The sequence below is a fragment of the Marinobacter suaedae genome (assembly GCF_030519635.1).
GTDB classification, from domain to species: Bacteria; Pseudomonadota; Gammaproteobacteria; order Pseudomonadales; family Oleiphilaceae; genus Marinobacter; species Marinobacter suaedae.
This window is the reverse complement of the sequence record NZ_JAUMIS010000002.1, coordinates 1,226,575-1,239,573: the sequence shown is the minus strand read 5'-3', so window position 1 is coordinate 1,239,573 and position 12,999 is coordinate 1,226,575. Positions and strand designations below refer to the sequence as shown.

The following is a 12,999-nucleotide window of genomic DNA, read 5'->3' as shown; positions in this document are numbered from 1 at the left end:
CTTTTCACACGATACTACTTATATTGGGAGCACAAATTTATGCGGATCATCATGCTAGGCGCACCGGGCGCAGGAAAGGGAACCCAGGCCCAGTTCATTACCGAGCGCTTTGACATCCCGCAGATTTCCACCGGTGACATGCTGCGAGCCGCGGTTAAGGCTGAGTCCGAGCTTGGCAAACAGGTCAAGGAAGTGATGGCGACCGGTGGGCTGGTGTCTGATGACATCATCATCGCTCTGATCGAAGAACGTATCCAGGAGCCGGATTGCAAGAATGGCTTCCTGCTGGACGGCTTCCCACGCACTATTCCTCAGGCCGAGGCTCTGAAAGACCAGGGCATCTCTATCGATTACGTGGTTGAAATCGCCGTAGACGACGAGGAGATCGTTAGCCGTCTGTCTGGCCGTCGGGTACACGAGGGCAGCGGTCGGATCTACCACGTCAAATACGATCCGCCCAAAGTTGAGGGCAAGGACGACGAAACCGGCGAACCGCTGGTTCAGCGCGAGGACGACAAGGAAGAAACCGTGCGTAAGCGCCTGGGTATCTACCACGACCAGACCGCTCCTCTGATTGGTTACTATCAGGACTGGGCCTCCAAGGAACCGGAAGCTGCGCCGCGTTACGTCCGCGTTGAAGGTGTTGGTAGCCTGGATAGCATTCGCGACCAGATCCTGTCCGAACTTAAATAAGACATCGGGATTTCCTCTCTGTGAAATTGCTGGCACTCGATACATCCTCGGAGGGTTGCTCTGCCGCCCTCCTGGTGGATGGTGCTTTGTCCGAGCGATTTGAAATCGCGCCCCGTGGGCATACGCGTCTGCTCATGCCTATGGTTCGCGAACTGCTTTCAGAAGCGGAACTCGCACCTTCGGATTTGGATGCCTTGGCCTTTGCCCGCGGCCCCGGCTCGTTCACGGGGGTTCGGATTGCCACCGGCGTCATTCAGGGCCTCGCCTGGGGCCTCGAAGTGCCGGTGGTTCCTGTGTCCTCGCTGCAAGCAGTGGCGCTGGGGGCAATCGATGCCAACAGGCTCGACGATGGGGATGCCGTAGCGGTGGCCTTTGATGCTCGAATGAGCGAGGTGTACTGGGGCTGCTTCGCCTGTCAGGACAATTTTCCCATCCTGCAGGGGGAAGAGCGGGTTTGTCCTCCGTCTCTGGTGACGCTCGAAGGTGCTCCGAAACGCTGGATCGGTGCCGGAATGGGCTGGGCTTTCAGGGATCAGATGCCGGAGTCGGTGGTCAGCGAGGTTGATTCAGCAGACAAGTCGCTGGTGCCTCGGGCCGCCTGGGTTGCCCGGCTGGCAGAACAAGAGGTCCGGCACGGGCGGAGCGTCCCGGCGGAACAGGCTCAGCCAGTTTACATCCGGGACGAAGTGGCCTGGAAGAAGCTGCCCGGTCGGGAATAGGGCGACTTTTTTTCCGCCCGTACATCGCCCATACTTGCCGTTTACTTGTCCTTTTTCCTGAGTCCTGGTTACTTTCATGATTGGCGGCGTAGCATCTGGTAATTTCGGTGTTCAGACTGGCAGCAGCTCTTCCGGCAGGAAGCGCTCTGGGCCGGTTCGCGCGCTGGCTGACATCAGTATTCTGGTTTAATGAAACGGGCACGGAACGCACCCTCTTCCTCCGGTAACGGGCTGGCCATTGGCCGAAGTCCACTCGGTGATTCTTCTCTTACGTCCTCTCTCGCAGACAGCTTGGGCCTGCCCGACCTTGGGGTGGTTCGCCCCAAAGATGTCCGGGATTTTCCAGTCATTCTGTTTTCCGACGAACAGGGCTTGTGTCTGCAGGTAACCGGCAAAGGTGCCCCGGGCCCGGTTTGCGTGGACTTCGTTGCTGGCAAAATGGGTTACCGGCGCGAGCATGGCGGCGGAGTGGGGCAGCTGGTCGCCAAGGCAGTCGGAATGCAAAAAACCAAGGCAGCGCTGCATGTGCTCGATGCGACGGCAGGCCTGGGGCAAGACGGTTTTGTGCTGGCCAGTCTCGGCTGCACGGTAACCTTGTTCGAACGCAACCCGATCATTCATGCGCTGCTGGCCGATGGCCTGGCCCGGGCAGCACTCAATGTGGATTGTGCGCCCATCGTTGAGCGCATGACGCTGATGTCGGGCAGCAGTATCGACTGGCTATCGGAAGCCGGCCCGGATGCAGTGGACGTGGTGTATCTGGACCCTATGTTCCCGCATCGGGACAAGTCTGCGCTGGTCAAAAAGGAAATGCAGGTGTTCCGGCAAGTCGTTGGTGACGATGAGGATTCCGCGCAGTTGCTGGCCGCCGCTCTTGACTGTGCCCGTTACCGCGTTGTGGTCAAGCGTCCCAGGAAGGCACCCTCGATTGAGGGTACAGAGCCGGCAACAGTGGTCGAGGGAAAGAGCAGCCGTTACGACATTTATCCGATCAAGGCGTTGCCGGCCAGCTAGGCTCACGCATCCAGCATGGTGACTTGCTGGATGGCCTGCCGCTTCTCTATCCCCAGGACCAGCCGGGCATCGTCCGCTACCTCATCCAGGCCATCTCCGTAGCTGATCAGGCCGTTGTCATCGGTTGTGATGACACCGTTCTTCTTGAGATGGGCGATGAAATTGCGGAACAGAGTCTTGTCGAAAAACTCCGGTGCATTGAGGCCGAACAGAATGGACATGCGCTCGGCGAGCAGGGTGCTCTGATTTTCCAGTTCTTCGGCGGTCAGCTTGCCGGACCCATTCTTGCGCAGGATTCCCAGGGCGATGTGGTAGCGCTCCAGGGTCTGAATAATAAAGCGGGACAGTACCCGCAGGCGCAGCATTTCTTCTGTGCCCTCGGCAGGGCGACCAATCCGGCCGTCCTCCAGAGTAATCAGCAGCCCCTGATCGATCAATACATCAATCCACTGATCGATGACCTTTTCAGCATCGTCGGCGCTGTACTTCAGGAACAGTTCAGCCTGCAGATACGGATAGGCAACACCGGCCAGAAACAGGATCTTTTCCCTGCTGAGGGCATCCTTGTTTTCAAACAGACTGGCCACCAGCGCCGGCAGGGCGAACAGGTGCTGGATGTTGTTCCGGTAGTAGGTCATCAGGATGGCATTGCTGCCTTCCAGGGCAATAATGTCGCCCAGTTTCTGGGGCTGGCGCTCCACCAGACCCATATTTTCGCAGTAGGCCACCCAGTCCTTACCGCTCCCCTCGGGCAGAGTGACGGTATCGGCATAGGGGAAGGCTTTGAGTAGCTCGGCGTACTGATCCATCAGGCGGATCAGTTGTTTTTCGTCCATCGCCAGACGCTCGGTACCTAACAGGACGGTTGCGGTCATGCCAATCGGGTTTACTGCGACGGCAGCATTGATGTTGGCAGCCACCCGCTGAGAGAGCTGGTCCACCACGCTGTTGAGCCAGGCCGGGCGGTACTCCGAATCATAGGCTTCCTCGCGCCAGCTATTGTGAACTTCATCGAGTACGTCAGTCAGCGGAATTGCGTCGCCAAAGTTCAGCGCCACCTGGCCAAAGGAGTTGCTCAGCTTGCGAGCGGTCTTGGCCAGGGTGAAGATGCTTTCCTTCTGCTTTTTCTTGCCCCGAAGCTCACCCAGGTAGGTTCGCCCCTCCATCACTTTCTCATAGCCAATATAGACGGGCACGAACACGATGGGCTTGCGGTGATCCCGCAGGAAACTGCGCACCGTCATGGCCAGCATGCCGGGGCGGGGCTGAAGCATCCGCCCGGTCCGGCTGCGGCCACCTTCCACAAAGTACTCCACCGAATAGCCCCGGGAGAACATCACGTGCATGTACTCGTTGAACACAGTGGCGTAGAGCGGGTTGTCCTTGAAGCTCCGGCGCATGAAAAAGGCACCGCCGCGGCGCAGGATCGGCCCAACCACGGGCATATTCAGATTGATGCCGGCAGCAATGTGGGGGGGCATCAGGCCATTCTTGTACAGGACGTAGGACAGTAACAGGTAATCAATGTGGGACCGGTGGCAAGGAACGTAGACAACCGCGTTTTCCTGGGCGACCTCTTTGACCACCTTGATATTATTGACGGCGATCCCGTTGTAGATCCGGTTCCAGAGCCAGGACAGCACCACTTCCAGAAAGCGGATGGTGACGATGGACATGTTGGCGGCAATTTCGTCTGCGTACTTCCAGGCCTTCGCCCGCACCTTCTCCGGGGCAACACCTTCTTTGGCGGCGGTTTCCCGAATGGCTTCCTTTACCGCGGGGGTGCGTACCAGACTGCTGACCAGTGTTCGCCGGTGTGACAGGTCCGGCCCGAGGACCGCCTGACGTACCCGCCGGAAGTGGGTGCGCAGGATACGCGCGAGTTTTCTTTTGGCCCGCTCTTCGGAATGGCGGTACTCATCAATGACCAGTTTCAGTGACAACGGCTGGTTGAACTGCACGTAGGTGCTGCGGCCGTGCACCATAATGATGAGGAGCTTCTGCAGTCGCCCTGCTACGTTCCAGGTATCGGACAGCAGCAGCTTGACCAGCGATTTTTCCTTGTCGGGTGAGCGGCCCCAGAACAGGGACACCGGCACGATCTGAACGTCTTCGTCAGGGTGCGCCAGCCCGTATTGGATCAGTGCTTCAAACTCGGGTGTTGTGGTGGGGGTTGGCCGGCGACGAATGAGGCCGCCCGGACGTTCGTAAAGGAAAAAGAATGAGTGGGCCGGGCCGTTCTTGACCGGTAGGGCTTCCGTTGCCCCGGGCAGGCCGGAACGAATAACCTCATGCTCAAGAACGAGGCGGCTAGACAGGGAGCTGGTCGGGAGTACGTAGCAAACCGGTTTTTCAGGATCCAGCCCCAGGGCTTCAGCACTGTTGCCGCTGGCATCGGTCCTGACCCAGAGAAACAGGATCTTCCGGAAAAAAGCCAGAATCAGGCTGTGAATGCCCTGGAAAAGTCGCATACTTTCGTGCTCCGGTGAACATAAAGGGATTAATTTTACTTGGTTGAGACCGGTGCGGAAAGCCGGAGTACATACTTGGTTTCCTTGCCGGTATGTTACATTTCAGCGTGGCGCATCCGTAGGATATTTAAAAGGCCGATATGACGATTCCCGACGACGAATGGCTTCCGGGCTGGGCAACAACCGCTCCTCAACCAGGAGACTCGCTGTTACTGTTTTCAGGACATGACATCCTAAAGCCAGCGGAAGGCTGGCTGGTGCCGGCCAGCGAGCACCTGCTGGAGGAGTTGTCGGAAGAGATGGTTTCTCTGGGCACCCTGGGCAGGCAGTCGGTGTTTGTGACCGAGGGACAAAAGCACATTTTGCCAGAGCTGGAGTTGGTGAGTCTCCGTGATGCCCTTCTGATGGCGGAGGATGCGCCGGCCGGACTGCTGAGTACAGGCGCCCAGGTTTGGCAGTGGTGGCGAGATCATCGCTACTGCGGACGATGCGGTGAACAGACCCAAGTGCATGACAGGGAGCGAGCCAAGTGGTGCGAGGCCTGCCAGATTCCCTGGTATCCGAGATTAGCGCCCTGTGTGATTGTGGTGATCAGGAAGGCCGATCGCCTGCTCCTGGCCAAATCCTCTCGGGTTAAGCGGCACTTCTACAGCCTGATAGCGGGCTTCGTTGAGCCGGGGGAAAGCCTGGAAGAAGCCGTTGTCCGGGAGGTGAAGGAAGAAACCGGGATGGATGTTGCCAATGTCCGTTACTACGCCTCCCAGCCATGGCCCTTTCCCCACCAGCTGATGGTCGGTTTCTTCGCTGATTATGCCGGTGGCGAGTTGAAGCTTCAGGAAGATGAGCTGGCGGATGCCGACTGGTTTATGCCAAACAGTATGCCTCCGGTGCCACCGAGCACAACCATTGCGGGTCGCCTGATTCACGCCATGGGCAGGCAGATTCGTGGTGATGGAGACCGCCAGTGAGTGAACAGCCGGCACCCAGGGTGCTTGTGTTCGATTCCGGCGTTGGCGGCTTGAGTGTGGCGTCCTGCATTGCCCGTGAATGGCCTGGGGTTGAATTGATTTACCTCGCGGACAACCTGGGTTTTCCCTATGGCGATCAGCCGGAAACCGTTGTGGTGGAACGCTGCCTGAGCCTGATTTCGGCGGCGCTGGAAAAGATGCCCTGTCATGTCATTGTGGTCGCCTGCAATACCGCCAGTACTGTGGTTCTGCCTCACCTTCGTGCCAGTACCCCCGTGCCGGTCGTTGGCGTGGTGCCCGCCATCAAGCCGGCCGCCGCCCAGACTCGCAACGGAAGAATAGGCGTCCTCGCTACCCCGGCCACCATTCGACGACCTTACCTGGATAATCTGGTGAACGAGTTTGCGGCGCACTGCCAGGTGGAACGGATAGGTCATCCGGGACTCGTGCGCTGGGCGGAAGATCTTGTGCGCGGTGTCCCGGTGCCTGAACAGGAACTGCAGGAGGTGGTTGCGGCTTTCCGTCAGCTGGAGGTGGATACTGTGGTGTTGGGGTGTACCCATTATCCGTTGCTCAAGGACGCGCTGAAGGAAGTCTTGCCCGGAGTCGACCACTGGGTGGACTCCGGGCAGGCCATTGCACGGCGGGTTGGACACTGGTTACAGGAGCAGGGGCAACTCGAGGCAGCCCAGAACCAGCAGAGCAGAGGCCATTGGCCCGTCCAGCATGCGCTGTTTTCCGGGCCAGCCCCTGATCATGTGGAGGAATTCATGGCGGGTCTGGGGTTGGCTCCCAGGAGCATTTCTGAGCAATGGCCGAACCCGTCAGATCAGACGGGTTAGCCGGAACATGGCAAGGAACTCAAGTGCGGGCAGCGCTCGCTTATGGCAGCAATAGGTTTTGAACTGTTCGCCCCGGAACCGTGATTTGGTGAACTCGAGCCCCTTGAAGTTGTAGAGAAAGTTTCCTTTTTCATACACCAGATGCTCAAGCTTCTTAAGGATGCGGCTCTCCTGATGTTCTGTGGTGGGGTCCAGTGACATGGGAATCAGCCCAAGATCGACGAATGGGACCCCCTCCGCCTTGAAGACCTCCATGGCGCGAATCATCAGGGTATAGAAGATGCCCTGCTTGAAGTCGGCGTTGGCCCGGGAAATGTTCGGTACGTAACTGATGATTTCGTTGTTCAGGTAGATCGGGTCAAAGTAGATGAACCCAACAGCCTTGCCATCCTGGTAGGCGTAGAAGTGCCGCTCGTTTTCCCGATAATTCATTTCCATCGGGCGGATCAGGAAGCGGATCTCGTTACTCTTGCACTTGCGGGTGCGAATCCAGGCCTCGGAAATTTCCCGTGTATGGTCATCGCTGAATCGCTCCTTGACAGAAATGTTGTGCTTCTCGGCCTGGTTCAGTGCAGTGCGCAAAATCTGCTTTTTCTTGCCGCTCATGGACCATTTGCGCAGGTCGATTCGGGATTCGCAGCCGAACTGGGTGCCATAGAGACCAAAGCGCAGGTGGAGAAAATCCACGACTGCCTTCGACACCTGGATGTAGTTGGCGTTCGGAAAACGGTTATGAAAGTGTTCCAGAATCACTGCGAACTGCTCCGGGGCACAGACCGGGTCAGATAGAACGAATGTTCCGCCCCATTTCCTCATGTAGGCGATGTACCCGATTCCCGGCATGTCGAAATACTTCATGCCAGGCTGAAGGGTGGAGAAGGACTGGGAGTGAATCCCGTGCTTTTTCAGGTAGCTTACCCGCTCGGCAAAGGTGAACGTGTTGTTGGCGAGTGTCTGGAGTCCATCCAGGGCAAGGGTTTGATCCGACATGCGTTTGTTCCCTGATGTTTGTCCCTAAGGTGGCCGTTTCAGGCCTGCTTTCTACCGAGAATGGACCAGTAGCAGTCCATGTTGAGCAGCCTGAAATGCTTCTTGTCGGTCACTTGCAATCCAAGACGCTGCATGTGTTCGGGGTAGTTGTAGATCTTGTGGAAGGCGTTGTTGGCAAATAGCCAGAAGATCAAAACGGCGAGATACCAGTATGTTTTCTTGAACATGCGGGCGAGGGGGTTGCCACTTGGGTAGCAGAAATCACCCACCACTACTTTGGCATTGGGCTTGCCCAGACGAATCAGGTGCTCCAGCACCCGTACCATCATGTCCTCGTCGAAAACGTTCAGGAAGAAGTTGGCAACGACCATGTCGTATTGCTCAACCTCTTCGACGTTCATGATGTCGCTGTGGATTCGACGGATTTTCAGGCGCGGTGCTTCTTTTTGCTGGGCCGCAGCGAATTTGCGCAGCATGGTTTCGGACAGGTCGACAACGGTCACCTCGGCACCCAGTTCCGCGGCACGGATGGCATCACGCCCATGGCCTACACCGGCAAACAGGATGCGATCACCCGGTTTGACGGTTTCAACATCGAGCATCGCCGTCTTGCATCGATGGATGTTCTTGCCACTGTACAGGTGGCTCAGAAAATCGTAGGCCGGACCGATGTATTTGTACTTGTCGCGCATGGTGACTGCCGCCTGTTCTTGTTGTTCGGGATGTTGTCATCGTTTTTTGTCATTGTTGGCCTGACAGCCGGGGACGATGATCAACGCCTGGTAGGTCTGAGATTAGTGAACAGGCTGGCTGAATTATGTGCAGCAATCCGCATTTCGATATACAAAAAGTTACGCAAAGGCTCGCTTTGCAAACCTTGTCAATGTTCGTTAGCTGAGTGTTAGACAATCGGAAAAAGGATAGCTAGAAGACTGGCGCAGCCGTTCGGGTTTTTACCAGCGATTGCAAGATGTTCGCGGACGGCCTTGCCGGGCCATAGTAAAAACCCTGCACCTGGTGGCAGCCGAGGCGGCGCAGGTAGGTAAGTTGTTCGTTCGTTTCCACCCCCTCGGCCACAATGTCCAGCTTCAGGCCGTGTGCCATGGCAACGATGGCGTTTACGATACAGGCACCGTCTTCCCCGCCACGAATGGCTTTCACAAACGACTGGTCCACTTTCAGAGTGTGAATCGGAAGCCTGTGCAGGTAATTCAGTGACGAGTAGCCGGTGCCGAAGTCATCAATGGCAATCCGAACACCCGTTGCTGCCAGTTCCCGGAGCTTTTCACTGATCTGTTCCAGGTCATTCATGATGGTGTTTTCGGTGATTTCGATTTCGAGGTTACTGGTGGGAAGGCCATGGGCACGGACTTTCCTGAGCAGGGTTTCGACAAAGCGCGGGTGCTCCACCTGCACCGGAGAGAGGTTTACCGCCAGCCTCAAATCCTTGTGCCCGGCCCGAATCCAGCGTGCGGCATCCTGGCAGGCCTGGTCGAGTACCCGTTCGCTGACCTGACCAATCAGGCGCGTTTCCTCTGCCAGAGGCAGAAATTCGCCCGGGTAAATCAGACCTCGCTCTGGATGCTGCCATCGTACCAGCGCCTCAAGGCCCACAACACGGTCCGACGTTGAACATACCTGCGGTTGATAAAACACTTTCAGTTCATTTCTTTCCAGTGCCAGGCGGAGGTCACGTTCCATCTGCAGACGGCTGGTGGCATCGACGCTCATGGTTTCATTGTAAAAACGGTAGCCGTCCTTACCCGAGGCTTTCACGTGGTACATCGCGATGTCGGCGTTCTGGATCAACTGATCCAGGCTGGTGCCCATTTCGGGATAAATCGATATGCCGATGCTGACGCCGACGAAGACCTCGTGGTCACCCAGGCGGAAAGGGGCCCTCAAGGCATCAATTAGCTTTTTGGCGATCCCGCGGGCGTCTTCCTCGTCAGTAATGGAGGGTAAAAGAAGGGTGAATTCATCCCCGCCAAATCGAGACAGCGTATCGCCCTTGCGCAGGCATTTTTCCAGTCTCTGGGCGACGGCCTGCAGCAGCTGATCGCCCATTCCATGACCGAGGGTGTCATTGATGACCTTGAAACGATCAAGGTCCAGGAACATGACGGCCAGCCGCTGCCTGTTTCGCCGGGCATGGGTGATGGCCAGTTCCAGACGATCCTGGAACAGGCTGCGATTGGGCAGCCGGGTGAGCAGATCGTGGTAGGCCTGGTAGTTAATGAAGGCCTCAGCTTCCTTACGCTCGGTGACATCCCGAGCTGTGCCGTAATAGCGAGCGCCTTTCCCGCTGCCATTGCCCTGGGTGGTGCCGGCGTGGGGCCAGGTTTGGGGGTCGATGGGAAATGCAGTCACTTCAAAGTGCCGGGCATTGTTCCCGTCGCCCCGGGATTTCAATCTCAGCTCCAGGGTCTTGGGATTGTCGGCGGAAATGGTTGGGTCTTTCAGGGAGTAAATACCCTTGGTGATATCCCGCTCGTCGATAATGTGGCGGAAGTGACGACCGCACAATTCGGCTGGCTGGTAGCCCAGCAAACCACTGACTTTGCTGTTGACGAAACAGAACTGGCCTTGGGAATCGAGCATGAACACAATGTCCGGGGAGCTGTTAACAATGTAGCGGTGCAGCGCCTCGGACTTTTCAAGACGGACCTGAATATGCTCATGGGCCTTCAGGAGCGAGCGTTTTTTCAGAACCCGGGCAACCGTGGTGAGCAGCTCTTCCGGGTCGTAGGGCTTGCGGATGTAGTCGAGGGCGCCTTGTCTCAGGGCCTGGCTCACAGCATTAAACGAACTCTCACCACTGACCACGACTACCCCGCAGTCGGGCTGACTGCGGGCAAGGTGAGTCATGGTTGCGAAGCCGTCCACCTCGGGCATACGCAGGTCCAGCAGGGCCAGGTCAAATACTTCCTTTGACGCGATCTCACAGGCCTGTTTGCCGCCGTGTGCCTCGGTTACCTGATAGCCCTGCTCCCTGAGGAGCCGGGCCAACATGGTTAAGAGTCGCGGTTCGTCATCGGCCAGTAGTATCCGGGCTGTCAGTTGACCATCGGGTTTGTTGGCTGTGAATTCAGATGCCATTGGGCTGTTTCCGTTGTTTCTACGTCTTCAACGAGAGATGTTTGTTCGCTCACCGTCGGCAGCAAAATCCGGAAGGTTGTGCCCTCCAGTCCCGTTCGACAAGCGATGATGCCGTCCATGTCATCAACGATTTTCTTCACAATATTCAGGCCCAGTCCGCTGTGGCCCTCTCCCTTTGTGCTTTGTACCGGCTTGAACAGGGTTTCCCGAACGTCGATGGGGATTCCGGTGCCGGTGTCTGATATTTCCAGTTCTACCCAGGTGCGATAGTCGTGCCATATGGGTGAGGCGGTTCGAACCTCAACCTTGCCGCCTTCCTCGGGCAAGCTCTCGGCCGCATTTCTAACCAGATTGATCACTACCTGCCGGATGGCCGATGCATCCGCGGCCAGTCGCGAGGGGTATTCACAAAGCTGAACCTCAAACTGGTGCTTGTCATCATCAAAAAGCGTGTCGCCCAGAATGCGATGCAGGTTCTTGAGTTCGTCGTTCAATTCGATCTGAGTTCTTTCGGGCAAGCTTTGTTGTGCCGGGCGCCCCAGTTGATCAATAAGAAGTCCGGCACGATCGAGCTCTTCCTTGATGACGACCAGGTTCTCAAGAATTTCCTCACTCTGGGCCTGCCGACTCAGCTGATGAAGGTACTGGCGTACGATGGTGAGAGGATTATTGATCTCATGCACCTGCTTGCGAATCAGTTCCTGGTTGAGCTCAGGCGAGTCAGGCCGGTCCTTACTCTCCAGTAAGTGGTCTGAATGTTCGTGCAGGCGTGTGGACAATAAATTGGTGAACAGGGAGGCCAGTTCCGTAGTGGCGTCGAGATTCTGACGGTCGGTGCCGAGCAGGTAGACGCCCGGGCATTCCGTGCCCGTATGCAGTGGGACGGCAATCAGCGCTGGGGTGCGCAATATCGAAAGAATCTGGCGATCCAGGATCGTGGGTTGACGGTCGCCGAGCTGGGTGGCGCTTCCTGTGTTGAACGCCTCGGTCAACACACTGCCGCCCGGCCTGCAGGAGACCGATAGCTCGGGCAGAGAATCGAGGGTTCCGGCCAGCAGGTCAAGGTTTTCACCGCGATGGCGGAAACAGAGGGCGGGGCGCCCGGTTACCATGCTCAGGCTGTTCACCGTGTCGGCGAGTATGTTGTCCATGCTCCCGGTCAGATCGGACCGCTGCAGAGCCTGACTCGCCATGCTTTCTTGTAACACGGTTTGCTGAAGTTGGCGGGCTGCGCGCTCTCCATGGTAGTCACCATCCAGCGTAATTCCGAACCCGGTGGCTGCCGTGGCAACTTCATGCGCAATGCGCCGGTTGAGTTCCTTGATCAGTTCCTCGGTCAGGCCAAACACCGTTTTCGCGGCCTTTATTCCGGCCGCATCGGATAATGCCAGCCGCGTCGCGACACTGATGATTTTGACCAGGTGGCCTGCGTCCCGCAGTTCGTCCGGAGGTGCCTGCTGATAACGCATGGCGTCGGCGGGAACGATACCCAGCCCCCAGTCGGTGGCTAGCTTGGCGGCAATTAGAGTCAGATTATTGAAGTAGTATTGCTTGCCCTCGGGCGTGGGGGTCTTGATGGCAAGCAGTTCCCCCACGTTATGCAGAATGCCCAGCATAAACGCCTGGTCCGGGCTCGGGTAGCGGGTCAATGTGGCCAGGGCTCGGGCCGTCAGTGCCGTGCTCAGGGAATGGCGCCAGAAGTCCCTGAGCTGGAGCCACTCTTCATAGCCCAGATCCAGTGGTAGCTGCTGGAGCGCAGCGGTAAGTACAAGGCTTCGAAAGCGTTCACTGCCGAGCCGGATCAGCGCTTCATCGATCGAAGTGATGCTTTCGGTTTTCGGGCTTGATGAGTTGGCCAGTGAGAGCACTCGGGCAATCATGGCCGTATCCATGCTCGCCAGGTCGCTGATTGAGCGGGGGGTGTCGTTTTGGCGACAGGCGTCCAATACACGCAGAATGATCTCAGGAAGACTCGGTAACTGAAGATCAGGAGCTAAATCCATACGCTTGCCTGCCGCATTCGTTCGAGGATTTTGAGAAGCAGTTAATGCTCCGAAAAATGTTTGCTTTTGTAACAGGGGTCGAGCTTAGACAATATCAGCCGGCGATTAAACGGCTGAGGTCGTATTTCTGGCAGTCTCTTGCCGGACTTGTGATTTGTGTAGGATTTTTAAGGCAGGTAAGCCGAAGCCACTCTGAACGG

10 protein-coding genes are annotated in these 12,999 nt (G+C 57.2%); 5 read left to right on the top strand and 5 right to left on the bottom strand.

The window, feature by feature from the left end:
- The first annotated feature begins 39 nt into the window (after positions 1–39).
- The 3 genes from adk (at position 40) to QVZ43_RS14510 (ending at position 2,426) form a co-directional block, all read left to right on the top strand.
- A complete protein-coding gene (gene adk, locus QVZ43_RS14520) occupies positions 40–693 on the top strand; it encodes an adenylate kinase (RefSeq protein ID WP_223792850.1) in 654 nt (217 codons plus the stop codon).
- Positions 694–713: 20 nt separating this feature from the next.
- Positions 714–1,412, top strand: a complete 699-nt coding sequence (tsaB, locus tag QVZ43_RS14515; RefSeq protein ID WP_302910516.1) for a tRNA (adenosine(37)-N6)-threonylcarbamoyltransferase complex dimerization subunit type 1 TsaB — start codon at positions 714–716, stop codon at positions 1,410–1,412.
- 189 nt (positions 1,413–1,601) lie between these two features.
- Entirely contained in the window at positions 1,602–2,426 is an 825-nt protein-coding gene (locus tag QVZ43_RS14510; protein WP_302910515.1) for a class I SAM-dependent methyltransferase, read from the top strand.
- 2 nt (positions 2,427–2,428) lie between these two features.
- Here the strand turns inward: QVZ43_RS14510 and plsB are convergent, their stop codons facing one another.
- Positions 2,429–4,897, bottom strand: coding sequence for a glycerol-3-phosphate 1-O-acyltransferase PlsB (gene plsB, locus QVZ43_RS14505; protein WP_302910514.1), 2,469 nt, complete (start codon positions 4,895–4,897; stop codon positions 2,429–2,431).
- A 140-nt stretch (positions 4,898–5,037) separates the two neighbouring features.
- On the opposite strand from plsB, the gene nudC reads away from it, so the two are divergent.
- Positions 5,038–5,865 carry an NAD(+) diphosphatase gene (gene nudC, locus QVZ43_RS14500; protein ID WP_302910513.1) on the top strand — a complete coding sequence of 276 codons (828 nt, stop codon included), beginning with the start codon at positions 5,038–5,040 and terminating at the stop codon, positions 5,863–5,865.
- Positions 5,862–6,707 carry a glutamate racemase gene (murI, locus tag QVZ43_RS14495; RefSeq protein ID WP_302910512.1) on the top strand — a complete coding sequence of 282 codons (846 nt, stop codon included), beginning with the start codon at positions 5,862–5,864 and terminating at the stop codon, positions 6,705–6,707. Before nudC ends, murI begins: the two co-directional genes overlap by 4 nt.
- On the opposite strand, the gene QVZ43_RS14490 is transcribed toward murI, so the two are convergent.
- The 4 genes from QVZ43_RS14490 to QVZ43_RS14475 form a co-directional block, all read right to left on the bottom strand.
- Positions 6,690–7,697: a DUF2156 domain-containing protein gene (locus QVZ43_RS14490; protein WP_302910511.1), complete on the bottom strand. Its 1,008-nt coding sequence runs from the start codon at positions 7,695–7,697 to the stop codon at positions 6,690–6,692. The genes murI and QVZ43_RS14490 overlap by 18 nt on opposite strands.
- A gap of 38 nt (positions 7,698–7,735) precedes the next feature.
- A complete protein-coding gene (locus QVZ43_RS14485) occupies positions 7,736–8,389 on the bottom strand; it encodes a class I SAM-dependent methyltransferase (RefSeq protein ID WP_302910510.1) in 654 nt (217 codons plus the stop codon).
- A gap of 232 nt (positions 8,390–8,621) precedes the next feature.
- Entirely contained in the window at positions 8,622–10,796 is a 2,175-nt protein-coding gene (locus QVZ43_RS14480; RefSeq protein WP_302910509.1) for an EAL domain-containing response regulator, read from the bottom strand.
- The gene (locus QVZ43_RS14475) at positions 10,754–12,799 is read right to left on the bottom strand and encodes an HDOD domain-containing protein (RefSeq protein ID WP_302910508.1); all 2,046 of its coding nucleotides are present in this window, start codon (positions 12,797–12,799) and stop codon (positions 10,754–10,756) included. Before QVZ43_RS14475 ends, QVZ43_RS14480 begins: the two co-directional genes overlap by 43 nt.
- Between the last annotated feature and the right edge of the window lie 200 nt (positions 12,800–12,999).

Excerpts from the sequence above, each read along its gene's own strand:
- plsB (WP_302910514.1), bottom strand. The coding sequence starts at position 4,897 with ATGCGACTTTTCCAGGGCATTCACAGCCTGATTCTGGCTTTTTTCCGG.
- QVZ43_RS14485 (WP_302910510.1), bottom strand. The coding sequence starts at position 8,389 with ATGCGCGACAAGTACAAATACATCGGTCCGGCCTACGATTTTCTGAGC.
- QVZ43_RS14475 (WP_302910508.1), bottom strand. The coding sequence starts at position 12,799 with ATGGATTTAGCTCCTGATCTTCAGTTACCGAGTCTTCCTGAGATCATT.
- QVZ43_RS14510 (WP_302910515.1), top strand. The coding sequence starts at position 1,602 with ATGAAACGGGCACGGAACGCACCCTCTTCCTCCGGTAACGGGCTGGCC.
- QVZ43_RS14480 (WP_302910509.1), bottom strand. The coding sequence starts at position 10,796 with ATGGCATCTGAATTCACAGCCAACAAACCCGATGGTCAACTGACAGCC.
- adk (WP_223792850.1), top strand. The coding sequence starts at position 40 with ATGCGGATCATCATGCTAGGCGCACCGGGCGCAGGAAAGGGAACCCAG.
- nudC (WP_302910513.1), top strand. The coding sequence starts at position 5,038 with ATGACGATTCCCGACGACGAATGGCTTCCGGGCTGGGCAACAACCGCT.
- QVZ43_RS14490 (WP_302910511.1), bottom strand. The coding sequence starts at position 7,697 with ATGTCGGATCAAACCCTTGCCCTGGATGGACTCCAGACACTCGCCAAC.